General features: G+C 66.2%; 30 protein-coding genes. 18 read left to right on the top strand and 12 right to left on the bottom strand.

Annotation, left to right across the window (positions count from 1 at the left end; genetic code table 11):
* Positions 1-101 precede the first annotated feature (101 nt).
* The 4 genes from ASD67_RS14230 to ASD67_RS14215 form a co-directional block, all read right to left on the bottom strand.
* Complete coding sequence (locus ASD67_RS14230; protein ID WP_056348299.1) at positions 102-1427, bottom strand: L,D-transpeptidase family protein; 1326 nt, start codon at positions 1425-1427, stop codon at positions 102-104.
* A 98-nt stretch (positions 1428-1525) separates the two neighbouring features.
* Positions 1526-2887 (bottom strand): acetyl-CoA carboxylase biotin carboxylase subunit, encoded by a 1362-nt coding sequence (gene accC / locus ASD67_RS14225; RefSeq protein ID WP_056348297.1) that lies wholly within the window; start codon positions 2885-2887, stop codon positions 1526-1528.
* Positions 2888-2895: 8 nt separating this feature from the next.
* The gene (gene accB, locus ASD67_RS14220; RefSeq protein ID WP_056348293.1) at positions 2896-3375 is read right to left on the bottom strand and encodes an acetyl-CoA carboxylase biotin carboxyl carrier protein; all 480 of its coding nucleotides are present in this window, start codon (positions 3373-3375) and stop codon (positions 2896-2898) included.
* A 76-nt stretch (positions 3376-3451) separates the two neighbouring features.
* Positions 3452-3892 carry a type II 3-dehydroquinate dehydratase gene (locus ASD67_RS14215; RefSeq protein ID WP_056348291.1) on the bottom strand — a complete coding sequence of 147 codons (441 nt, stop codon included), beginning with the start codon at positions 3890-3892 and terminating at the stop codon, positions 3452-3454.
* An 81-nt stretch (positions 3893-3973) separates the two neighbouring features.
* On the opposite strand from ASD67_RS14215, the gene thiS reads away from it, so the two are divergent.
* Genes thiS through ASD67_RS14200 form a run of 3 tightly spaced genes read left to right on the top strand, consistent with a single transcriptional unit; the run spans position 3974 to position 5586 of the window.
* Positions 3974-4174, top strand: a complete 201-nt coding sequence (gene thiS / locus ASD67_RS14210; protein ID WP_056348288.1) for a sulfur carrier protein ThiS — start codon at positions 3974-3976, stop codon at positions 4172-4174.
* Complete coding sequence (locus ASD67_RS14205) at positions 4167-4949, top strand: thiazole synthase (RefSeq protein WP_056348286.1); 783 nt, start codon at positions 4167-4169, stop codon at positions 4947-4949. Before thiS ends, ASD67_RS14205 begins: the two co-directional genes overlap by 8 nt.
* 40 nt (positions 4950-4989) lie before the next feature.
* On the top strand, positions 4990-5586 hold the full coding sequence (locus tag ASD67_RS14200) for a nucleotidyltransferase family protein (protein ID WP_056348282.1): 597 nt from the start codon (positions 4990-4992) through the stop codon (positions 5584-5586).
* Here the strand turns inward: ASD67_RS14200 and ASD67_RS14195 are convergent.
* Complete coding sequence (locus ASD67_RS14195; protein ID WP_056348280.1) at positions 5570-6958, bottom strand: DUF1254 domain-containing protein; 1389 nt, start codon at positions 6956-6958, stop codon at positions 5570-5572. The two genes, ASD67_RS14200 and ASD67_RS14195, sit on opposite strands and share 17 nt — an antisense overlap.
* 125 nt (positions 6959-7083) lie before the next feature.
* On the opposite strand from ASD67_RS14195, the gene ASD67_RS14190 reads away from it, so the two are divergent.
* Both ASD67_RS14190 and ASD67_RS14185 read left to right on the top strand, forming a co-directional pair.
* Positions 7084-7800, top strand: a complete 717-nt coding sequence (locus ASD67_RS14190) for a Crp/Fnr family transcriptional regulator (RefSeq protein ID WP_056348277.1) — start codon at positions 7084-7086, stop codon at positions 7798-7800.
* 136 nt (positions 7801-7936) lie between these two features.
* Entirely contained in the window at positions 7937-8119 is a 183-nt protein-coding gene (locus tag ASD67_RS14185; RefSeq protein ID WP_056348273.1) for a CsbD family protein, read from the top strand.
* A gap of 80 nt (positions 8120-8199) precedes the next feature.
* Here the strand turns inward: ASD67_RS14185 and ASD67_RS14180 are convergent, their stop codons facing one another.
* From ASD67_RS14180 to ASD67_RS14165, 4 genes are all read right to left on the bottom strand, one after another.
* Complete coding sequence (locus ASD67_RS14180; protein WP_056348269.1) at positions 8200-8943, bottom strand: hypothetical protein; 744 nt, start codon at positions 8941-8943, stop codon at positions 8200-8202.
* 86 nt (positions 8944-9029) lie between these two features.
* Complete coding sequence (locus ASD67_RS14175) at positions 9030-9470, bottom strand: DUF1330 domain-containing protein (RefSeq protein ID WP_056348262.1); 441 nt, start codon at positions 9468-9470, stop codon at positions 9030-9032.
* The gene (locus ASD67_RS14170) at positions 9467-10018 is read right to left on the bottom strand and encodes a GNAT family N-acetyltransferase (RefSeq protein WP_056348259.1); all 552 of its coding nucleotides are present in this window, start codon (positions 10016-10018) and stop codon (positions 9467-9469) included. The genes ASD67_RS14175 and ASD67_RS14170 overlap by 4 nt, the downstream gene beginning before the upstream one ends.
* 351 nt (positions 10019-10369) lie before the next feature.
* Entirely contained in the window at positions 10370-10774 is a 405-nt protein-coding gene (locus tag ASD67_RS14165; RefSeq protein WP_056348255.1) for a glycine zipper 2TM domain-containing protein, read from the bottom strand.
* 170 nt (positions 10775-10944) lie between these two features.
* Between ASD67_RS14165 and ASD67_RS14160 the strand changes: the two genes are divergently transcribed.
* Both ASD67_RS14160 and rarD read left to right on the top strand, forming a co-directional pair.
* Positions 10945-11175, top strand: a complete 231-nt coding sequence (locus tag ASD67_RS14160; RefSeq protein WP_443028040.1) for a hypothetical protein — start codon at positions 10945-10947, stop codon at positions 11173-11175.
* Between the two features lie 25 nt (positions 11176-11200).
* On the top strand, positions 11201-12118 hold the full coding sequence (gene rarD / locus ASD67_RS14155; RefSeq protein ID WP_056348252.1) for an EamA family transporter RarD: 918 nt from the start codon (positions 11201-11203) through the stop codon (positions 12116-12118).
* On the opposite strand, the gene pyrC is transcribed toward rarD, so the two are convergent.
* Positions 12115-13137, bottom strand: a complete 1023-nt coding sequence (pyrC, locus tag ASD67_RS14150) for a dihydroorotase (RefSeq protein WP_056348249.1) — start codon at positions 13135-13137, stop codon at positions 12115-12117. The two genes, rarD and pyrC, sit on opposite strands and share 4 nt — an antisense overlap.
* Before the next feature lie 62 nt (positions 13138-13199).
* Here pyrC and ygfZ point away from each other — a divergent pair, with 62 nt between their 5' ends.
* From ygfZ to ASD67_RS14120, 6 genes are all read left to right on the top strand, one after another.
* Positions 13200-13925, top strand: coding sequence for a CAF17-like 4Fe-4S cluster assembly/insertion protein YgfZ (ygfZ, locus tag ASD67_RS14145; RefSeq protein WP_056348246.1), 726 nt, complete (start codon positions 13200-13202; stop codon positions 13923-13925).
* A 32-nt stretch (positions 13926-13957) separates the two neighbouring features.
* Positions 13958-15001 (top strand): hypothetical protein, encoded by a 1044-nt coding sequence (locus ASD67_RS14140; RefSeq protein ID WP_056348243.1) that lies wholly within the window; start codon positions 13958-13960, stop codon positions 14999-15001.
* 46 nt (positions 15002-15047) lie between these two features.
* Positions 15048-15608 (top strand): retropepsin-like aspartic protease family protein, encoded by a 561-nt coding sequence (locus ASD67_RS14135; protein WP_056348569.1) that lies wholly within the window; start codon positions 15048-15050, stop codon positions 15606-15608.
* 118 nt (positions 15609-15726) lie between these two features.
* Entirely contained in the window at positions 15727-16047 is a 321-nt protein-coding gene (locus ASD67_RS14130; protein ID WP_056348239.1) for a DMT family transporter, read from the top strand.
* A 109-nt stretch (positions 16048-16156) separates the two neighbouring features.
* Complete coding sequence (ndhC, locus tag ASD67_RS14125; protein WP_056348237.1) at positions 16157-16570, top strand: NADH-quinone oxidoreductase subunit A; 414 nt, start codon at positions 16157-16159, stop codon at positions 16568-16570.
* A gap of 47 nt (positions 16571-16617) precedes the next feature.
* The gene (locus tag ASD67_RS14120) at positions 16618-17286 is read left to right on the top strand and encodes an MBL fold metallo-hydrolase (protein WP_056348234.1); all 669 of its coding nucleotides are present in this window, start codon (positions 16618-16620) and stop codon (positions 17284-17286) included.
* 31 nt (positions 17287-17317) lie between these two features.
* On the opposite strand, the gene ASD67_RS14115 is transcribed toward ASD67_RS14120, so the two are convergent.
* A complete protein-coding gene (locus tag ASD67_RS14115; RefSeq protein WP_056348230.1) occupies positions 17318-17758 on the bottom strand; it encodes an MAPEG family protein in 441 nt (146 codons plus the stop codon).
* 312 nt (positions 17759-18070) lie between these two features.
* Between ASD67_RS14115 and rpmF the strand changes: the two genes are divergently transcribed.
* From rpmF to ASD67_RS14090, 5 genes are all read left to right on the top strand, one after another.
* Positions 18071-18250: a 50S ribosomal protein L32 gene (gene rpmF / locus ASD67_RS14110; RefSeq protein WP_056348227.1), complete on the top strand. Its 180-nt coding sequence runs from the start codon at positions 18071-18073 to the stop codon at positions 18248-18250.
* Positions 18251-18272: 22 nt separating this feature from the next.
* Entirely contained in the window at positions 18273-19307 is a 1035-nt protein-coding gene (gene plsX / locus ASD67_RS14105; protein ID WP_056348224.1) for a phosphate acyltransferase PlsX, read from the top strand.
* On the top strand, positions 19304-20269 hold the full coding sequence (locus ASD67_RS14100) for a beta-ketoacyl-ACP synthase III (protein ID WP_056348221.1): 966 nt from the start codon (positions 19304-19306) through the stop codon (positions 20267-20269). Before plsX ends, ASD67_RS14100 begins: the two co-directional genes overlap by 4 nt.
* A 146-nt stretch (positions 20270-20415) precedes the next feature.
* Positions 20416-20709, top strand: a complete 294-nt coding sequence (locus tag ASD67_RS14095; RefSeq protein ID WP_056348219.1) for an integration host factor subunit alpha — start codon at positions 20416-20418, stop codon at positions 20707-20709.
* Positions 20710-20711: 2 nt separating this feature from the next.
* On the top strand, positions 20712-21083 hold the full coding sequence (locus ASD67_RS14090) for a MerR family transcriptional regulator (protein WP_056348216.1): 372 nt from the start codon (positions 20712-20714) through the stop codon (positions 21081-21083).
* Here the strand turns inward: ASD67_RS14090 and ASD67_RS14085 are convergent.
* Entirely contained in the window at positions 21080-21625 is a 546-nt protein-coding gene (locus tag ASD67_RS14085; protein WP_056348213.1) for a SixA phosphatase family protein, read from the bottom strand. The two genes, ASD67_RS14090 and ASD67_RS14085, sit on opposite strands and share 4 nt — an antisense overlap.
* Positions 21626-21722 lie beyond the last annotated feature (97 nt).

Genomic DNA, 21722 nt, shown 5'->3' with positions numbered 1-21722 from the left:
GAGGGGGNNNCGGCCTCGCGCCAGCCTTTGACGGCGCCGGCCCCTCCGTCAGCGCTTCGCGCTGCCACCTCCCCACACCTTCGGCGCAGGGAGGATCGAAATCAATTCCCGCCGCTGACCTTCGTCGGTGCAGACGCCACCGTCGGGACCACCGTCGGCGCGATCATGATCGCGGCGGGGCGGCCGGGCTGGGCGAAGCTCGCCACCACCGGCGCGTCGCGGCCATAGATGTCGGCGAGTTTCTTCACGCCGCCCTTGTCGCCCGGGATCACCGTCCAATAGGCGACATAGACCGGGAAGGGCTGGTCGAAGCCGAAGCGTGTCGTTTCGCCGCTGGCGATGGCGGCGCCGAATTCCTCGGGGCTCTTGCCCGCGAACATCACCGTCATCAGCCCCGAGAAATGCAGCGCACGCTCGGTGCGGATGCAGCCATGGCTGAAGGCGCGGGTCGCCGAGGCGAAGGCGCCCTTCGACGGCGTGTCGTGCAGATAGATGGCGTGCGGGTTGAGCATTTCGAGCTTCATCACGCCGAGCGCATTGCCCGGCCCGGCCTTTTGCACGACCGACAGCGTCTTGCCGCTGCCCGTCCAGGTATAGCCCTGCGCGCGCGCCGAGGCGGGATTGTTGGCGATCGTCGCGCCGATGCCTTCGTTGATGATGCTGCGCGGCAGCGTCCAGGTCGGGTTGACGATGATCCCGGTCGCCATCGGGTTGAGCTGGGGCGTCGCGGTGCTGGCCTTGCCGACAACGGCCTTGTGCGTCGCGATGACCGTGCCGTCATGGATAACGCGGGTCAGATATTCGGGGACGTTGCTGACGATGTAGCGCTGGCCGAGGTCGCGCGGCATCCAGCGCCAGCGCTCCATATTGACGCGGATCGCATTGGCGTCGGCGGGCTTGGCCGTCGCGAGCGACGCCTTGAGCGCCGCGAAATCGGGATGGACGGGGTCGAGACCGGCAAGCGTCTCGGGGATCGACCCGGCGAGCAACGCCGAGGTCAGCATCGACACCAGCGGCATATGGTCGGCGTCGTCGTCGACCATGAACCACTGCTTGCGCGCGGCATTGGGGGTGCGGCCGTCGCGCAGGTGGGTGGCAAGCAGCAGGAAGCTGTCGGTCGCGGTGCGGTCGAGCCGCGCCTGGTCGTCGCTGACGATCGCGGCGGCAAGGCCTGCGGGGTTGTAGTCCTTGGCGAACAGCCCCTCGGCCCCGATGCCCTCGATGCTGCGCAGCAGGGCTTCGGCATTGGCCTTCGACCAGCTCGGCAGATTGGCTTCGGCGGCGCTTTCGACCTTCGGCGCGTCGTCGGTGACCTTGTCCGGCTGGACGACGACCGAATCTTCCTTGACCCCTTGCGCAGAGGCCGGGGTGGCAAGAAGTGTCAGCGAGACAAAAAACGGGGCGGCGAGGGGGGAGATTTTGACCATGGTCAAGGCCCATAGCCAAAAAGCGAACCCAGTGAAAGTGAGCTGGGCCACAGCTCGGCGCGATTAGCCCCTCGCCGAAGGGAAGGGGTGTCGGGCGGTCAGGCCGACGCCTCTTCGTCCTGCTTCGCCAGCCATTCCTCCAGCCACTTGATCGTATAGTCGCCGTGGATCACGTCGGGGGCCGAAAGCAGCGCCTGGTGCAGCGGGATGTTGGTCTTGACCCCGCTGACAACCATTTCCTCGAGCGCGCGGCGCATGCGCATCATGCAGCTTTCGCGGGTGCGGCCATAAACGATCAGCTTGCCGATCATGCTGTCGTAATAGGGCGGGATCGAATAGCCGGCGTAAAGCCCGCTATCGACGCGCACATGCATGCCACCGGCGGGGTGGTACTGGGTGACCTTGCCCGGCGAGGGCATGAAGCTACGCGGATCCTCGGCGTTTATGCGGCATTCCATGGCATGGCCGCGGAACTCGAGGTCCTCCTGCCGCACCGACAGGCCGCGGCCGTCGGCGATGCGGATCTGTTCGCGGACGAGGTCGAAGCCGGTGATCATCTCGGTCACCGGATGCTCGACCTGGATGCGGGTGTTCATCTCGATGAAGAAGAACTCGCCATTTTCCCAAAGGAATTCGATCGTGCCGGCGCCGCGATAATGCATCTTGGCCATCGCGTCGGCGCACACCTTGCCCATGCGCGCGCGTTCCTCGGCCGAGATGACAGGCGAGGGCGCCTCTTCGAGCACCTTCTGGTGGCGGCGCTGCAGCGAGCAGTCGCGTTCGCCGAGGTGGATGGCATTCCCGTTGCCGTCGCCGAACACCTGGAATTCGATGTGGCGCGGGTTGCCGAGATATTTTTCCATATAGACGGTCGGGTCGCCGAACGCCGCCGCGGCTTCGGACGAGGCCTGTCCCATCAGGCTTTCGAGGCTGTCCTCGTCGGGCACGACTTTCATGCCGCGCCCGCCGCCGCCCGAGGCGGCCTTGATGAGGACGGGATAACCGATCGCAGCCGCCAGCTTCCGCGTTTCCTCGCCGGGGGTTACCGCGCCGGGCGAGCCGGGGACGACGGGCAGGCCCAAGGCGACGGCGGTGCGCTTGGCTTCGACCTTGTCGCCCATCGTGCGGATATGTTCGGGCTTCGGCCCGACGAAGACCATGTTGTGGGCTTCGATGATCTCAGCGAAGCGGGCGTTTTCCGACAGGAAGCCGTAACCCGGATGGATCGCGTCGGCGCCCGTAACCTCGGCGGCCGAGATGATCGCGGGGATGTTGAGATAGCTGTCCTTCGCGGCCGGCGGGCCGATGCACACGGCCTGATCGGCAAGGCGGACGTGCATCGCGTCGGCATCGGCGGTCGAATGGACCGCGACGGTCTTGATGCCCATCTCGTGGCACGCGCGGTGGATGCGCAGCGCGATTTCGCCGCGGTTGGCGATCAGCAGCTTTTCGATCGTCATGCGATTGCTCAGCCGATGGTGAACAGCGGCTGGTCGAACTCGACCGGCTGGCTGTTCTCGACATGCACGGCCTTCAGCGTGCCCGACGCGGGCGCGACGATCGGGTTCATGACCTTCATCGCCTCGATGATCAAAATGGTATCGCCGGCCTTTACTGCTGAGCCGATGGCCGCGAAGTTCGGCGCGCTCGGTTCGGGGGCGAGATAGACGGTGCCGACCATCGGCGACTTCACCGCGTCGGCGAAGCTGTCGACGGCGGGTGCGGCCGGCGCGGCGATGGCCGCGGGGGCCGAAGCGGCGGCGGGCGCGGCGACCGGCGCGGGCGCATAGGCGACCGGCGCGGCGGCGGTCAGCGTGCGCGCGACGCGGATCTTGCGTTCGCCGTCCTCGACCTCGATTTCGGACAGACCGGTATCGTCGAGCAGTTCCGCGAGCGCGCGGACGAAGGCCGGATCGATGTTGATGCCATTGTCTTTATGGTCACCCATGATGATTTTCCTGCTTGTTGCGGCGCCTTTCATGACGTGAAGACGCGCGGACCCCTGTTTTCGATGCCGCCTCTTGTCAGAGAGACGCGGCGGCGTCCAGCGCCAGCGTATAGCTCGCCGCGCCGTGCCCGGCAAAATGCAGCGCCGCCGCCATGCCTACATAGCTGATATGGCGAAAGGATTCGCGTTTCATCGGGTCCGACAAATGAACCTCGATCACCGGCACCTTGATCGACTTGATCGCGTCGTGGATCGCGATCGAGGTGTGGGTATAGCCGCCCGCGTTGAGCAGCACCGCCTTGGCGCCCGCGACATAAGCCTCATGCAGCCAGTCGATCAGCGTGCCCTCGTGGTTCGTCTGGCGGCATTCGAGGCGGAGGCCGAGGCCGTCGGCCTGCGCCTCCAGCCGCGCATGGATGTCGTTCAGCGTATCATGGCCATAGATTTCGGGCTCGCGCGTGCCGAGCAGGTTGAGATTGGGGCCGCTGAGGACATAGACGGTGGGCTTGTCGGTCAATGCACGGTCTTTCGGTTGCGGCGAAATGCGCTCCCCCTATATGGGCTGCTCGGCAAAAGGCAAAGCGAGGCGGAAACTCCCTTGATTTCGATCATTCTCAACGGCGATCCGCGGCAGGTGCGCGAGGGCAGCATCGCCGATCTCGTCGCGTCGCTGGGGCTCGACGTGAAGAAGGTCGCGGTCGAGCGCAACCGCGAGATCGTCCCGCGCTCGACGCTTGCCGACGTCGCGCTCGCCGAGGGCGACGCGCTGGAAATCGTTCATTTCGTGGGAGGTGGTTGAGTTGTCAGCAGATCAATGGAGTGTCGCCGGACGGACTTTCACCTCGCGCCTGATTGTCGGGACCGGCAAATATAAGGATTTCGAGCAGAATGCGGCGGCGGTCGCGGCGTCGGGGGCGGAGATCGTCACCGTCGCGGTGCGCCGCGTCAATGTATCGGACCCGAGCGCGCCGATGCTGACCGACTATATCGATCCCAAGAAGATCACCTACCTGCCCAACACCGCGGGCTGTTTCAACGCCGACGACGCGATCCGTACCCTGCGTTTGGCGCGCGAGGCGGGCGGCTGGGACCTGGTGAAGCTGGAAGTGCTGGGTGAGGCGAAGACGCTCTATCCCAATATGCGCGAGACGCTCGAGGCGACCGAGGTGCTGGCCAAGGAAGGCTTTTTGCCGATGGTCTATTGCGTCGACGATCCGATCGCCGCGAAGCAGCTCGAGGATGCCGGCGCGGTCGCGATCATGCCGCTCGGCGCGCCGATCGGGTCGGGGCTGGGCATCCAGAACCGCGTCACGATCCGCCTGATCGTCGAGGGGGCGTCGGTGCCGGTGCTCGTCGACGCCGGGGTCGGCACCGCGAGCGATGCCGCCGTGGCGATGGAACTCGGCTGCGACGGCGTGCTGATGAACACCGCGATCGCCGAGGCGAAGGACCCGATCCTTATGGCGCGCGCGATGAAGCTGGCGGTCGAAGCGGGGCGCGATGCCTATCTGGCGGGGCGCATGGGGCTGCGCAAATATGCCGATCCGTCGAGTCCGCTGGCGGGGTTGATCTGACGGGGCTGTCGTCGGCCGGGCGCGCCGCTATGGTTGCGGCATGTCCGATCCCCTTCCACTGATCCGGCGCCTGTGGGGTCTCGCCGAACGGCATCCGACGATCAGCAGCCTGCTGGATCGCTGGCACGCGATCGATCTGCCCGACGCCCGATTGTCGGGAAGCCTGATCGCACAAGCGCACTGGAACGAAGTGTTCGGGTTCGGCCCCCATCACGGGATCGACGATCTCGACATCGTCTATTTCGATGCCGGCGACCTGTCGCACGAAAGCGAGCTGGCCGCCGAACGCCGGATCGCCGCGCAGTTCGCCGATCTGCCGGTTCGCGTCGACGTGAAGAACCAGGCCCGGGTCCACCTCTGGTATCAGGCCAAGTTCGGCTATGCGATCGAGCCCTATCGCTCGATCGCGGGGGCCATCGCCACTTTTCCGACCACGTCTTCGGCGGTCGGACTGCGCGGCGGCGATGGCCGCGACATCATCGCGCCCTTCGGCCTTGCCGACCTGCTCCATCCGCGCGTTCGTGCCAATGCCGTGCAGATCACCGAGGCCTATTTCGAGCAGAAGGCGGCGCGGTGGCGCCGCTTCTGGCCCGACCTCGAAATCCTCCCCTGGGCCGAAGCTAGGGCACCCGCCTGACCGGCGGCGGCGCCCAGCTTCCGTCGGTCGCGCGGCGCTGCGGCAGATAGAGGCGCAGGTTCATCGTGAAGGCGCCCGTCGGGGCGGGCAGCCAGTTGGCTTCCTTGTCGGTGCCGGGCGAGGCGTTCTGGATATAGAGGTCGAGTGAACCGTCGGCGTTGAAGGCCAGCTTGTCGCGGTCGCCGATCGCGAAACGATCGATCGGGTTGGCGACGAAGAACTGGTCCTCGCCATACATGGTCAGCGACCAGAAGGCGTCGGCGGGCGGGATCTGGTCCTTTTCGAAATGCAGCACATAGTTGGACGCGCCGGAGAGCGGCTTGCCGTCGCCGCCGAGCACCGCCATCGGATAGACGGCTTCCTCGGGCGGCAACGCGCCGAGCCCCGCGAAGCCGATGAAGGCGCGCGCGAGATAATCATTGCCATAGACACCGACAGTGCTGCCGATCGCGCCCCAGCTGCCGCGGACGGGCAGCGCCTTGCGGCGGGTGAGGATGCGCTGCCAGGCATCGGCGGCGGCGCGGGTCAGGCCGCGCTGGACGGCGGGATCGGCCTTCGACAGGTCGAAGCCTTCGCCGGGAACGATGCCGAGGCGCTCCATGCGGAGCAGCACCGCATAGTCGCTGGCGTGCGGCGGGTTGCGCTTCATCAGTTCGGCGAAGGTGGCGAAGAAGGCCTGCGGGGCGAGCGCCGCGACCTGCTGCACTGGGGGCGTTTTCATATCGATCGACGCGTCGGCGTCCGGAATGACGGCGACGGTTTCGGGCTTGCCCCAGCGCGACAGCGGGGTGGCCTTGAGACCGGCCTGCAGGCCATGGACATGCTCGTAATCGGCCGCGCCATTGGTCTGGATGCGGCCGATGATCCAGCCCATCTCGGTCGGACTGCGGACCAGGCGCATGCCCTTGGGCAGTACCCCCTGCCAATGCGGGCCAACGATCGCCGCGGTGCCGCCGTCATTGCCCGTCGTGCGCGTGCCGAGCGTCGCGAAGACGTCGGTCCACATGTCCATCAGCGGGATGACATGATAGCGGCCTTGCGTGTTGGGCAGCGTCAGGACGAGCGGCTCTTTCCCGACGTCGAACCACATCGACGAATAGAGCGTGTCAGCGTTGGGGCGCACGACATCCTTGAAGCTGGCGTCGGGATAGGTCTTCATGTTCGCGAAATGGTTGACCGGCGCGCGGAGACGGCCGGGCGATCCGGCGTTGGTCGACACGCGGCGCGTCGTTTCCATCAGCACGAGCGGATAGGCATAGGTATAGGCCTCGATGCCAATCGCATAAGCCTCGTCCTCGGTGACCGGTTGCGCGGCCGCGGGGCCGGACAGGAAGGCGGCGAGCATCGCCAACAGGGCAAGCAGTTTCTTCATCACAGGCATCTCCCGAACCGATATTTCCCGCGCCCTTAGCGTCGCGCCCGCACCGCGTCTGTCAACGCGCCGACAATCTCTTGGGAATTTGAGTGCGCGCGCCTAAGCTTTGCGGGGAGGGGCCGATGGCAGCAAAGCCGCATTCATGGTCGCAAGCCGAGCGCATCGCTGTGCTGCGGCGTTGTCCGCTGTTCGCGCCATGGCCCGAAGCGCGGCTCGCCGAGCTCGCGGCGATCGCGCGCGCCGAATATTATCCGCGCGGCACCGAAATCTATGCGCACGACCCCGAAAAGCGCGAAGCCTTCGTCATCGCGTCGGGCGAGGTCGAGATCAGCCGCGGTTCTGCGGCGGGCAAGAAATTCGTCCTCGGCATCAACGGTCCGCCGGAGATTTTGGCGATCGTCCGGCTGCTCGCGGCACCACCGATCCATTACAACTATCGCGCCTATGCGGACAGCGTGCTGCTGCACCTGCCCATCGACCCGCTGGCGGCGATCCTCGACGCCGAACCGATTTTGTGGCGCGATGTCGCGCTGCTGATGTGCGCGCGGCATGGCGACAGCCTGCGCCTGCTCGACGCGCAGAACCTCGGCTCGCTCGACCAGCGGATGGCGGCGACGCTCGCCGACCTCGCGCGCATTCATGGGCTGGCGGGTGCGAATGGGATCGAGCTGGGCCTGCGGCTGCCGCAGGAACAACTCGGCGCGATGCTCGGAGTGACGCGGCAGAGCGTCAACAAGCTGCTGCGCGGGTTCGAGACGGCGGGACTGATCGTCGTCGATTACAACCGCATCACGATTTGCGACCCCGCCGCGCTCGATGCGATCGCCGCGCGTCCCTGAAGACGGCCGTCTTAACCCATGTTAAAAATGACTTTGCGATGAACGGTTTAACCCGTTTTACGGAACGTCGGCGGGGGCTGAGGGTTGATGCTGCAAGAGGCCGATCGCCTCCCACCCCAGTCAAAGGAGACTCCCCATGGGCGAACTGACAGACAAAGCAAAAGGCATCGCCAACGAGGCCGCCGGCAACGTCAAGCAGGCCGTCGGCAAGGCGACCGACAACGAGCGACTGCGCGCCGAAGGCGTAGCGCAGGAGCGCAAGGGCGAGGCCCAGAACCTCAAGGGTTCGGTCAAGGGCGCGCTCGGCGACAAGGTCTGACGCAAAACCTGGTTGCGTCACGCAAGGAAAAGGCCCCGGAGCGATCCGGGGCCTTTTTCATTGTCCGCGCCGGATTTGGCTCAGCGGCCGCCCGACGCCACCAGATCGACGTCGGTCATCCCGCCGTCCGTGCGTGCCATCACGACATAGGCGAGCTCGCCCTTGGTGCCGCCGAGCATATGTTCGCTGCCGTTGACGCGGTGGTCGCTGGTGTAGCCGGCGTTGACCGCCATCGTGTGATAATAGTCGAGCACCGCCTGCAGCGACGCCGCGGTCTGGAAATTGACGACGCGGATGTTGCACTTGCCTCCCGCGATGCCCGCGGCTTCGCGCAGCGTCGCGCGCGGATAGACTTTGAATGCGGCCGGCAGGCGGTCGGCCCACTGGTTGTTATAGGTCAGCTTGGCGTCGCAGCCGCCCTTGGCCTGGTCGCGTGCCATCGCGCCGATGGTCACTGGCCGCTTCGTATCGCAACCGTCGCAGGCTTCCATTGGCAGCGCCTTGGGCGCGGCGAGCAGCTTGCCCGCCTTCAGCGCCGCGGCGGCTTCGGCGACCGTCGCGGCCTTGGCGCCGGCAACCGCGGGCACGCCGCCGTCGACCGGCTTGTTGCCCGGCGTCACCGCATTCTGGTTCGCCTGACCCGTCAGCTTGGGGTCGACCATGATCTTGTCTTCGAGCGAGCCTTTGATCGCCGGATCGGCGTTGGTCAGCCCGTCGTCGAGCGGCGACAGTTCGGCCTTGGCATCGGGATTGTCCCGGCACCCGGCGAGCGGGGCCGCTGCCATCAGCAGGCCGGCGACCAGCCATTTTCCGCGCAAGATCATCGCTAACACTCCCTTAATATCCGTCAGGGAATGCCCGATGTTGGTTAAGAAGGCGCGAATAAAGAGTGTTAACGGGTAACGCTTTGTTAGCCGAAAACTGTCTCGCCCTGAGACGGATTCGCGGTGCAGCGGATCAGACGCGAGGTTTCGACCGCCGCCTGTCGGTGTTTCACCGCCTCGCGATACACCGGGTCGGTGACCATTTCGAGGAAGGCGCCGCTGTTCGGATATTCGGCGACGAAGATCGCATCCCAGCGCTCGCCGTCGGGGCCGATCAGCATCGTCTCCATCGCGGCGCGCCAGACGATGCGGCCCCCGACGCGCTGGAACACCGGCCCGCTGTCGGCGCCATAGTTGCGATAGGCCTCGGCGCCGGTGAGTGGCTGCCCCGCCAGCGGATGGCCCTCGACATAGGTCGCGACATCCTTGAAGCGGACGAGGTTGAGCATATGGATGACGGTGTCGCGCGGCAGCGCCTTGAACGCCTCGAACTGTGGGCGTTCGGGGTCGATATGGCGGTCGCTCATGTGCCTAGCGCCTTGCGGTTCGCGCGCCAGTTGTCGGCGCTCTGTTTCCACGCGTCGACCGGTGCGTCCTGGAAGGGTGCGGGCAGGCGCGTCGGACCGCTGTTGACCGCGCCGAGCCGTTTGGCGAGCGCCTGCGACCGGACATTGGCGGGGTCGATGCAATGCATCAGTTCGTCCCACTTCAGAAACTCGACCGCGAAATCGCACGCCGCGACGGCGGCCTCGAAGGCAAAGCCGGTGCCGGCGAATTTGGCGCGGACGCCATAGGCGATCTCGGGCGCCGGCCATTCGGCGGGCTCCCACGGCCCGATCCGCCCGACCCATTCGCCGCTCGCGCGCTCGATCACCGAAAACATCGAAAAGCCGCGGATGTGCCAGGCGCCCGCGAGGGTGCACCACAGGCGCCAGGCCTGCGCCGGCGGACAGGCGCCGCCGATGAACTGCATCGTCTCGGCATCGGCGCACATTTCGGCGAAGGCGTCGAAATCCTCGGCGGCGGGCGGGCGCAGGATCAGCCGCTCGGTGACGAGCAATGGGCCGTTGAGCATGATGGTCCTCCCCTTGAAATCAGACGGTGCTTCTGCGGCATGGCGGCGGGGAGGGCAAGGGAAAGGGAGGATTGGGAGGTCGCGAGGGCCTATGCGGGTGTCGGCTTTGGGGTGGAGAGAGGACGTTTTTTAAACCGTCGCCCCCGCGAAGGCGGGGGCCGCTAACGGCCTATTTCCGAATCGCTGCGTAAACCGACAGCGGCCCCCGCTTTCGCGGGGGCGACGTCTTGTTTCGGTCGAAACCCGCCATCCCCAAAAGTCGAGGGCGCCGGTCTTTCGACCGACGCCCTCTCCATCACGTATGCAGGCGGAGGGGTCTCGGACCCGCACCCGTAACGGTTAGTCTATCGCTTAGCGGCAGCGATATTTGTCGCGGTCGATCTCGCGTCCGAGCAGCGCGCCACCGGCGGCGCCGAGCACGGTGCCGAGCAGCTTGTCGCCGTTGCCGGCGATTTCATGGCCGGCGAGACCGCCGACGGCGCCGCCGATCAGCAGGCCGGTCGTGCCATTGTCCTTCTTGCAGCGATAACGACCGTCATTGTCGCGCCAGATGCGGGTGTTCGAATTGACGCGCTGGTCGCGCGCATAATAGCGGCCCCGCTTCTTTTTCTTGTAGAAGCCGGTGTCCTGATCGGCCTTGTACAGGCCGTGGCCCTGCGCCGGTGCGGCGGTCGAGATGCCCGCATAGGCGGGCGCGGCGGCGGCAACGCTGGCCGCGGCGAAGGCGCCGAGCAGGCCCTTGGTGAAATTGCGCATGGTAAGTCCTTTCCTGGTTTGGCGTCCCGGTCCCGCGAGGAGCCGGTCGCTACGAAAAGGAGAACGGCCCGAAGCCGATCTGCGTTGCATTAACTCAAAGCAACAAGACGAACCGAGTGCTGGGAGCGACGAACCGAAAGGGCCTTGCGGGGCGCCGTGCGGCATGCGACATGGGTTTCATGCTCAATATCGGTTCGCTCATCATCGGCGTCATCGCCCTCATTCTCGCGGTTTTCGCCTTCATTCCGTTCCTCGGCTGGGCGAATTGGGTGATCATTCCCTTCGCCGTCGTCGGCCTCGCGCTCGGCGCGATGTCGGACCGGACGAGCGGGCGGAACCTGAACATCGTCGTGATCGTCATCGGCGTCATCCGCCTGATGCTCGGCGGCGGCATCATCTGATCGACCAGCCGGAACGCGTGAGACCATGAACCAGCCTGCGGCCCCCGCGGGGCGCGAGCAGGGCGGCTTGCCCTATGCGCTCGGCGCCTATGCGATCTGGGGCTTCGTCCCGCTGTTCTTCAAGCTGCTGACCAGCGTGCCGCCGGTCGAGGTGCTGGCGCAGCGGATCGTCTGGTCGCTGCCCTTGTGCTTTGTCATCATGGCGTTCCGCCGCCAGATCGGCGACTATCTGGCGGGGCTGAAGGACTGGCGCACGCTGCGCATGCTGCTCGCCAGTTCGCTGCTGATCGCGGTGAACTGGCTCGTCTATATCTTCGCGGTGTTCACCGACCATGTGCTGGCGGCGAGCCTCGGCTATTATCTCAACCCGCTGGTCAACGTCGTACTGGGGATGGTCTTCCTTGGCGAACGATTGAGCCGGTTGCAGGCGCTCGCGGTGACGATCGCGGGGATCGGCGTCGCGATCCTGCTCGCGGGCGCGCTCGACACCCTGTGGATCAGCCTGACGCTGGCGCTGAGCTTTGGCACCTACGGCCTTATCCGCAAGACCGCACCGGTCGGATCGCTGCCGGGGCTCGCGATCGAGACGACCCTGCTGCTGCCGATCTCGCTGGCCGCCGCGGCCTATTATGTCTGGATCGGCGACGGGGGCGGCTTCGGCACGGATTTCCACATCAGCTGGTTGCTCGCGGCGGGCGGCGTGGTGACCGCGGTGCCGCTGCTGCTCTTTGCGACCGCGGCGCGGAAGATGAGCTATGCGGCGCTCGGCTTCGTCCAGTATCTCGCGCCCAGCCTGACGTTCCTGCTCAGCCTCTTCGTCTTCGACGAACCGCTCAAGCCCGCGCAACTCGCCTGCTTCGTGTTGATCTGGACGAGCATCGCGGTGTTCAGCTTCGACATGTGGCGCAAGATGCGCGCCGAGCGGATGATGCCCGCCGCCTAGACGATCCGCCAGCCGAGCGTTTCGTTTGCATGGAACGGCACCACCTCGCCGCAGCGGTCGGGGACGACCGTCGCGCCGCGTTCGAGCGTGATCGTGCCGCCGTTGAGCGGCAGGCCATAGAAATTCGGGCCATGTTCGCTGGCGAAACCCTCGAACCTGTCGAGTGCGCCTTCCTCGTCGAACGCCGTGATATAGGATTCGAGCGCGAAGGGCGCGTTGAAGATGCCCGCGCAGCCGCAGGCCGCTTCCTTCGTATGCACGGCGTGCGGCGCGCTGTCGGTGCCGAGGAAGAATTTGGGCGAGCCCGACACGGCGGCGGCGCGGACCGCGAGGCGGTGCGCTTCGCGCTTGGCGACGGGCAGGCAATAAGCGTGCGGACGGATGCCGCCGACGAGCATCGCGTTGCGGTTGATGTGCAGATGCTGCGGGGTGATCGTCGCCGCGACATTGGCGGGCGCGGCCTGCACGAAATCGACGGCTTCGGACGTCGTGATATGTTCGAACACGATCTTGAGATGAGGCAGGTCGCGGACGAGACCTTTGAGCGTGCGCTCGATGAACACCGCCTCGCGGTCGAAGATGTCGACATCATGGTCGGTGACCTCGCCGTGGATCAGCAGCGGCATGCCGATTTCGGCCATGCGTTCGAGCACCGGCATGATCTTCGCAATGTCGGTCACCCCGTGCGCGCTGCCGGTGGTCGCATTGGCGGGATAGAGCTTCGCGGCGGTGAAGACGCCTGTCGCATGGCCGCGCGCCATCTGGTCGGGGTCGCTCGCATCGGTCAGATAGGCGACGATCAGCGGGGTGAAATCGAGACCCGCCGGAACCGCGGCGCGGATGCGGTCGCGATAGGCGGCGCCTTCCTCGGCGGTGGTCACCGGCGGCGACAGGTTGGGCATGATGATCGCGCGCGCGAATTGCTCCGCGGTATATTTCGCCACATGATCCAGCATCGCGCCGTCGCGCAGGTGGACGTGCCAGTCGTCGGGGCGGCGGATGGTCAGGCGATCGGTCATGCGAAAGGCTCCGGCGGCATTTGGGCGCTTGGTTTATGCGCGAGTGTCCCTAGATTAAGCCCATGGCCAATACCACCCTTCACGACCGCGCCCTGATCCGTCTTTCGGGGGAGGATGTGCGGGGCTTTTTGCAGGGCCTCGTTACCAACGACACGGCGGGAAACCTGCCGGTGTGGGCGGCGCTGCTCACCGCGCAGGGCAAGGCCTTGTTCGATTTCCTGATCTGGGGCGACGAGGACGATGTCCTGATCGACTGCGAACGCGACGCGGCGCCCGATCTGGCGAAACGCCTGACGCTGTACCGCCTGCGCCGGGCGATCACCATCGCCCCGGAACCGGGGTTGTCCGTGCATTGGGCGCCCATGGGCGATCTCGGCGTCGTCGATCCGCGCCTGTCCGACCTCGGCCAGCGCTGGCTCGCCCCCGCCGATGACGGTGAGGGCGCCGACGCCGCATGGCGCGCGCACCGGCTGGCGCTCGGGGTCACCGAGGGCCGCGCCGAACTCGGCGACGGCACGACGCTCTGGCTCGAATGCAATGCCGCCGAACTCAACGGCGTCAGCTTCACCAAGGGCTGTTATGTCGGGCAGGAAAATACCGCGCGGATGAACTGGCGGCAAAAGGTCAACCGGCGGCTGGTCGTGGTCCCGATCGCTGCCGCCGACGAAAAGCGGCAGGTCATCGCCTATCCCGACCTGGGCCTGTCGGTCGAGCATCGGCGGGTCGAGAGCATCGATCCCGCCGGTGCGCCGGGGTGGATGCGCGAGGGCCTGACCGCCGGTTCATGACCGGTGCAGCCGGAGGGGCGCAGGAGAGGGTGATGCGAAATCTTTTGTCGGCAGCGATGATCCTGGGCGCCGCGGTGCTCGCGTCCCCCACCACCGCGGCGGAGCCCGAATGTACCCCCGCGACCGCGCGCGCCGCGACGCTCGACGACATCATCGCCGAACGCGTCCATGGTCAGTGCGTGACGGTCGACGGCATCGCGTGGCGGCGTAGCCTCTATCCCGATGTCGCGGCCATCTATGCCGAGCGGCGGGGGGGGCCGGTGAAGCGCATCGCGCTCAGCACGCGCCGGCCCGATCCGAAGGCGCCGATCGAAGTCTCTCCCGACATGACGGTTGGCGAATTCGCGCTCCAGTCCGAACAATGGACGGGATTCGAGGCGGTGCCGCGCCGCGTCACCGTCACCGGCAAGGCGGGGCGTTGCCGCGGCGGCGCAATGCGCGGCGGCGAGCCCGACCAGCTCATCGGCTATCGTTCGTTTTCGGGCTGCAGTTCGTCGGGCGGCGGGATGTCGCTGGTCGGGGTGGCGACCGAAGTCGCGGCCTTTCCCGTCACCCGCCTGACCCCCGCCGACGCGACGCCCGATCTGATCGGCCTGTCGCCGCTCGCACCCGAATCGGTGTGGACCCCGCGCTTCGCGGCGGCCGCCGACGCGGTGTTCGCCGCGCTCGCCTCGGGCAAGCCCGAGCGCTGGAAACCGCTGTTCGGCGGGCCATGGCTGGCCAGCGCCGACCATCAGCGCATCGCAGCGCTGCTGAACGACAAAAAGGCGCCGTTCCGCGCCGTCCTGCGATCAGAACGGCCGAGCCGCGCGATTTTCGGCTGGCATTTCTATGGCCCGCCCTCGGCGGCCGACCGCCTTGCCAGCGAGACGCAGGAGAACGCCGAGGCGCTGGTCTGCTGGTCGGATCGCGCCGACGCGGCGCGGTTGTGGCCGATCGCGGCCTTCGATGCCGACAATGCACCGGGGCGGCCTTATGCCTGCGTGCGGATCACCTATTCGATGGGCAATGGGAAACCGAGCTGGCGCGCCTATGTCGAGGAACCCGGGTCGGGGCTTCCCGAGCCGAAGCGCTGATCGCCGCTTAACCTTTCGCCAACCATCATCTGCGACCATGCGCGCCATGTTGGGGCGTTTTCTTGGATTGGCCGCGGTGATTGCGGCGATTTCGGTCGGCGTGGCGGGCGTCGCCGGCCGGTCGGCGACCTCCGCCGATGCCGCGGCTTCAGCCGATCGCGGCGGCGATGACAGTCCGAACTGGACGACGCAAAAGGGCAAGCGCGGCTGGTCTTCGACCTCTTCGGCGGCTTCGGCGCCGGGGGGCGAGGTCAGGCTCGGCCGCGCCGAGGATTCGCATTTCTACGCCGATGCCAATATCGATGGCACCAACATCCGCATGATGGTCGACAGCGGTGCCTCGGTCGTCGCGCTGACGCGCCGCGATGCCGAAGCGATCGGGATCAACGTCGACGACCTGCCGATCGCGGGGACGGCGCACACCGCCGGCGGCGAGGTGCCGATGCGCCGCCTGATCCTCGACAGCGTCGATGTCGACGGCGTCGAGGTGCGCCGCGTCGAGGCGGCGGTGATCGACGCAGACATGGGCATCTCGCTGCTCGGCCAAAGCTATTTGTCGAAGCTCGACGCGGTCAATGTCGAAGGCGACACGATGACCCTGCGCTGATCGGGCGCCGGTTGATTCCTTCGCGTGCAGTGACTAAAGGGCAGCGCGAGGCCACGTCCTCGACCGCCAATGGCGGGCACAGTCCGGGACGGCCCGGCAGTTCCTTTGGGAGACTGTCATGGCCTGGATTTACCTCATCATCGCTGGCGCGCTCGAAATCGTCTGGGCGTTTTCAATGAAGCAGTCGGCGGGCTTTACGAAGCTCGTCCCGTCGATCGTCACGATCGTGACGATGATCGCGAGCTTCGCGCTGCTTTCGCTGTCGATGAAATCGCTCCCGCTCGGCACAGCCTATACGATCTGGACCGGCATCGGCGCGGTCGGGGCCTTTGCGGTCGGCATACTCGTCCTCGGCGAGCAGGTGAGTGCGATGCGCATGGTCGCCGCGGTGCTGATCGTCAGCGGCCTTGTGCTGATGAAGATTTCGTCGCCGGCCTGATCGGGTGCGCGCCGGGCGCGATCCCGGCCCCGTCGAGTGAGGCCACGTCCTCCGCTGCCTTCCGCAGTTTCAGGTCCGGGACGGCCCGGCGCGAACATGCAGGAACATCATGCCCTCACGTCCCGCCGCTGGCGCGCCGCTTTCGGTCGGCCTCGATCTTGCCGAATATCTGCCCATCCTGATCTTTCTGGGTGTGGCGCTCACCCTCTCGCTGCTCTTCGTCTTCCTGCCGATGGCGGTGTCGCGTCTGACCGGGACGAATGAGCCCGATGCCGGGAAGCTCAGCGAATATGAGTGCGGTTTTCCGGCGTTCGAGTCGCCTCGGAAACCGTTCGACGTGCGCTTCTATCTCGTCGCCATCCTCTTCATCATTTTCGATCTGGAAGCGGCCTTTCTGTGGCCGTGGGCGGCCGTCGTGCTCGACCTCGGCTGGGAGGCGTGGATCGCGATGATGGTCTTCCTGTCGATCCTGACGATCGGCTTCGTTTATGAATGGAAAAAGGGCGCGCTCGACTGGGACTGAGGGCCGCGGACTTGCCAAATCGGCGCACTTTGCCCACATCGCACAGCATGAACGCTCCCAATCCGCCGCTGCGCGCCGCCATCGTCCCCGTCACCGCCTTTCAGCAGAATTGCACCCTGCTGTGGTGTACCGAGACCAACAAGGGCGCCTTTGTCGATCCCGGCGGCGATCTCGACAAGTTGCGCGAGGCGGTGCGCCAGACCGGGGTCGAGGTCGAGAAGATCCTCGTCACCCACGGCCATATGGACCATTGCGGGCAGGCGGGGGTGCTGGCGAAAGAACTCGGCGTGCCGATCGAAGGGCCGCACGAGGACGACCGTTTCTGGATCGAGGGACTCGCCACCGCCGGCGAGCGTTTCGGGATGGAGGGCGAAGTGTTCGAACCCGACCGCTGGCTGGTCGATGGCGACACGGTGACCGTCGGCAACCTGACGATCGACGTGATCCATTGTCCGGGGCACACGCCCGGGCACGTCGTTTTCTACCACGGCCCCTCGAAGCTCGCGATCGTCGGCGACGTCTTGTTCCAGGGTTCGATCGGCCGCACCGATTTCCCGCGCGGCAATCACCAGCAATTGCTCGATTCGATCACCCAGAAACTGTGGCCGCTCGGCGGCGACACGACCTTCCTGCCCGGACATGGTGCGCATAGCAATTTCGCCGCCGAGCGGCGGACGAACCCCTATGTCAGCGACATGGCGATGGGCACCGCCTGACCGCTCCCGCCCGCGGGCGGGAGGGCAGGGGTCATTCCGCCGGTACGGTGGTCGTGTCGCCCAGCACCACCGCCTTGGTTTCGACCGGAGTCGCATAGACGGTGAAGACGGCGAAACCCGCGAGCCCGACCTGGGTCAGCATCGTGATGATCGTGCCCGCCATGCGGCCCCACATCATGCCGTCCATGCCGATCGCGTGCAGGATGCGCCCGATCAGATAGAGCGAGCCGACGGCCCACAGCCAGGTCGAGGGGCCGGTGGCCAACTCGATCAGCGCGAGCAGGACCAGCACGAAGGCGGTGTTTTCGACAAAATTGCTGTGCGCGCGCATCCGACGGATGACGCGTTCGTTGCCGCCGTCACCGATCGACACCTTTTCCTGCCCGCGCACGCGCCCGACGCGCATCATGAGCCAGATATTAAGAATCGCCGCCCCCGCGGCGATCGTCAGGCTGATCGGCAAGATTATCATATCGCTTCCCCCTATATCGTTGGCCGGGTGCTTGCCCGGCGGTGCGCGAGATGTGGCATTCCCGCCGCCTTGGGGCAAGCGCCGTCGACGTGGGCGCTCGGGGCTTGCCTTTGCGGGCAAAAACGCTATAGCCCCGCCCGATCCGGCACCCGACACCTTCTGGCGTTGAGGCACCCTTCGGCGGAAGATTTTCTTGTCATTTCAGGCAGGATAGCGCTTCGGCACGGCGGGCGGGCCAGTCATTCCCGGCGACGGGGGCGACAAATCCGGGTACGCCGATTCGTATAAACGTTTAAATATGCAGGATATATCATGGCCGTTCCCAAGCGAAAAACCTCGCCCTCGAAGCGCGGTATGCGTCGCAGCCACGACAGCCTGAAGGTCGAAGCCTATCAGGAATGCCCGAATTGCGGTGAGCTCAAGCGCCCGCACAACCTCTGCAATGCCTGTGGCCATTATAATGGCCGCGAAGTGGTGTCGGTCGGCGCCTAAGCATTAGCCGGAGAGCGCTATCATGGGTCTGACACCGCGAATCGCGATCGATGCGATGGGCGGTGACGTCGGCGTGCGCGTCATGTGCGCCGGCGCCGCGATGGCGCGCCACCAGCACGACGGCCTGCGCTTCCTGCTCGTCGGCGACGAGGTGCGGATCAAGGCCGCGCTCGACAATCACCCGAACCTGCGCGCGGCGTCGGATATCATCCACACCGATGGCGTGGTGTCGGGCGAGGACAAGCCGAGCCAGGCGCTGCGCAAGGCCAAGACGACCTCGATGGGGTTGGCGATCGACGCGGTGAAACGCGGCGATGCCGGCGGCGCGCTGTCGGCGGGCAATACCGGCGCGCTGATGGCGATGGCGAAGCTCGCGCTTCGCACGATGCCCGGGATCGACCGGCCGGCGCTCGCGGCGCTGTTGCCGACGCTGGGCGCCAATGACGTCGTCATGCTCGACCTCGGCGCCAACACCGAATGCGACGCCACCAACCTCACCCAGTTCGCGGTGATGGGGGCGGCCTATGCGCGTACCGCGATGGGGCTCGAACGCCCGCGCGTCGCGTTGCTCAACATCGGCACCGAGGAACTCAAGGGCACCGACCAGATTCGCGACGCGGCGGCGCTGCTGCGCGCGGCGAAGGGGCTGCCGATGGAGTTCGTCGGTTTCATCGAAGGCGACAAATTGTCGCGCGGCGACGTCGATGTCATCGTTCATGACGGTTTTTCGGGCAATATCGCGCTCAAGACGATCGAGGGGACGGCGCGTTTCGTCACCGACCTGTTGCGCCGCGCCTTCACCTCGTCGACGCGCTCGAAGATCGGTTTTCTGATCTCGCGCCCGGCGACCGAATTGCTCAAGCATCATCTCGACCCGAACAACCATAATGGCGCCGTGTTCCTCGGCCTCAACGGCGTCGTGCTCAAGAGCCACGGCAGCGCCGATGCCAAGGGCGTCGCCAACGCCGTGCATCTGTGCGCCGAACTCGTCGAAAAGGACATTACGCGTCAGGTGACCGAAGATCTCGCCAATTTCAGCGGCCGCTCGACGGCATGACTCTTCGCGCGATTCTGGCCGGGACCGGCTCGGCGCTGCCGCGCACCCGCGTATCGAACGCCGAACTGGCGGAGCGGGTCGATACCAGCGATGAATGGATCGTCGAGCGCACCGGCATCCGCTTTCGTCATATTGCCGAACCCGACGAGACGACCGCGACGCTGGGGGCGCTGGCGGCGCAGGAAGCGTTGAAGGCCGCCGGCCTCGAGCCCGCCGACATCGGCCTGATCATCGTCGCGACCGCGACCCCCGACAACACCTTTCCGGCCAGCGCGACCAAGGTCCAGGCGATCCTCGGTGCGCCCGACTGCATTGCCTTCGACGTCGCGGCGGTCTGTTCGGGCTTCCTTTATGCCGTGTCGGTCGCCGACTCGATGCTGCGCACCGGCGCCGCCAAGCATGCGCTGGTGATCGGCAGCGAAACCTTCAGCCGTATCCTCGACTGGGAAGATCGCACCACCTGCGTCCTCTTCGGCGACGGGGCGGGCGCGGTAGTGCTGTCGGCGAAGGATGTCGACGACGACCGCGGCATCCTCGCGACGCGGCTCCATGCCGAGGGCAAATATTGCGACATGCTCTATGTCGATGGCGGCCCCTCGACCACCGGCACCGTCGGCCATGTGCGTATGCAGGGCCGCGAAGTGTTCCGCCACGCGGTGACCAACCTCGCGTCGGTGCTCGGCGAAGTGATGGCCGATGTCGGCCTGTCGGCGGACCAGATCGACTGGGTCGTGCCACACCAGGCGAACAAGCGGATCATCGACGCCACCGCCAAAAAGCTGGGCCTGCCGCCCGAACGCGTCGTCCTGACCGTCGACCAGCACGCCAATACATCGGCGGCGTCGGTGCCGCTGGCGCTCGACCTCGCGGTCCGCGACGGACGCATCAAGCGCGGCGATCTGGTGGTGCTCGAGGCGATGGGCGGCGGCTTTACCTGGGGCGCCGCGGTCCTGCGCGTCTGATCCTGCGTCCGACGCATTAACTTCTCGCTCCATCCGTTTCAGTTTGGCGGATTAATTCGCTTTTGTTACATAGGCGTCCGGGACTCGTGACGGTGGGGGACCGGCGGGACCCGTTTAGGCATTGCTTCGTCACGGGAGGGACAATCATGACGGCAGGGACTCTTACTCGCGCAGACATTGCGGCACGGATCAATCATCTGGTCGGACTGTCGCGCAACGAGGCGGCGACGATCGTCGAATCGATCCTCGACCACATGTCCGACGCGCTGGCCGAGGGCCAGAATGTGAAGATTTCGGGCTTCGGCACCTTCGTCCTGCGCGACAAGGCGCAGCGCATCGGCCGCAATCCCAAGACCGGTGTCGAAGTGCCGATCCTCCCGCGTCGGGTCATGACCTTTCGCGCCAGCCAGTCGATGCGTGGCCGCGTCGCGGGCGGGTAATCATGGCGCAGGATGACGGCAAGGCCGCCGGCGCCATGCTCGCGATCGGCGAGCTGGCGGAGCGGATCGGCGTGCCCACGCATGTGCTGCGTTATTGGGAAACGCGTTTCCCCGAATTGAGGCCGCTGCAGCGTTCGGGCCGCCGCCGTTATTACCGCGCCGAGGATGTCGCGCTCGCGGGCAAAATCCACGATTTGCTGCATGTGAAGGGCTATACGGTCGAAGGCGCGCGCAAGGCGTTGTCGGACAGCGGCGACGTCGCACCTGCCAAGCCATCGCCGACGCCCGCCGCGGCCGGGAAGGCCGGCGTTCCGGTGGCCGACCTGATCGCGCTGCGCCAGCGGTTGGCGACCGCGATCGGGGTCTTGATCTAATCGATTGCCGGACCCAGCGTGGGGTCGAGGTCGCGCGGGCGGATGAACTGGACGAAGCGCGCCTGACGGACGTCGAGGTCGCGCCAGTCGGCGATATCGATTTCCAGCCGCGCCATCGCCGAGGTCGGCAATTTTTCTTCGACCTTCGCGCGCAGCGCGTCGTCGGCGCTTTCGGGCACCAGTTCGAGGATCAGATCTTCCAGCCCCGGATTATGCCCCGCGATCAGCAGATGTTCGGCATCGCGCCCGGTGTCGCGGATGGTGTCGATCAGCGTCGCGGCCGAGGCGAGATAGATACGGCGGTCCCAATGCGGCTCGATCGCGTCAAGGCCCGCAGCCGGCTGGAACAGGTCGAGCGTCTCGGTGACGCGGACCGCGGGCGAGGCGATGATGCGGTCGATCGGCAGGGCCTGGCGCTTCAGCCACTGACCGATCAGTTCGGCGCCGCGCCGCCCCCGCGCGTTGATCGGGCGGTCGAAATCGCGCTCGACCTGTACGTCCCAACCCGATTTGGCATGGCGCAGGATCGTCAACGTCTTCAAAATTTCTCCCCGCGCGCCCCGCGCTTCTTCCCCGTGTTCGCTGGCCTTGTGCCGCAATCTTATGACGGTGAAAAGGCGGGAAAGGCGGTTTTTCTTC

It is taken from the genome of Sphingopyxis sp. Root1497 (genome assembly GCF_001427085.1).
Classification (GTDB): Bacteria; Pseudomonadota; Alphaproteobacteria; order Sphingomonadales; family Sphingomonadaceae; genus Sphingopyxis.
This window is presented reverse-complemented; position numbering and strand designations above follow the sequence as displayed.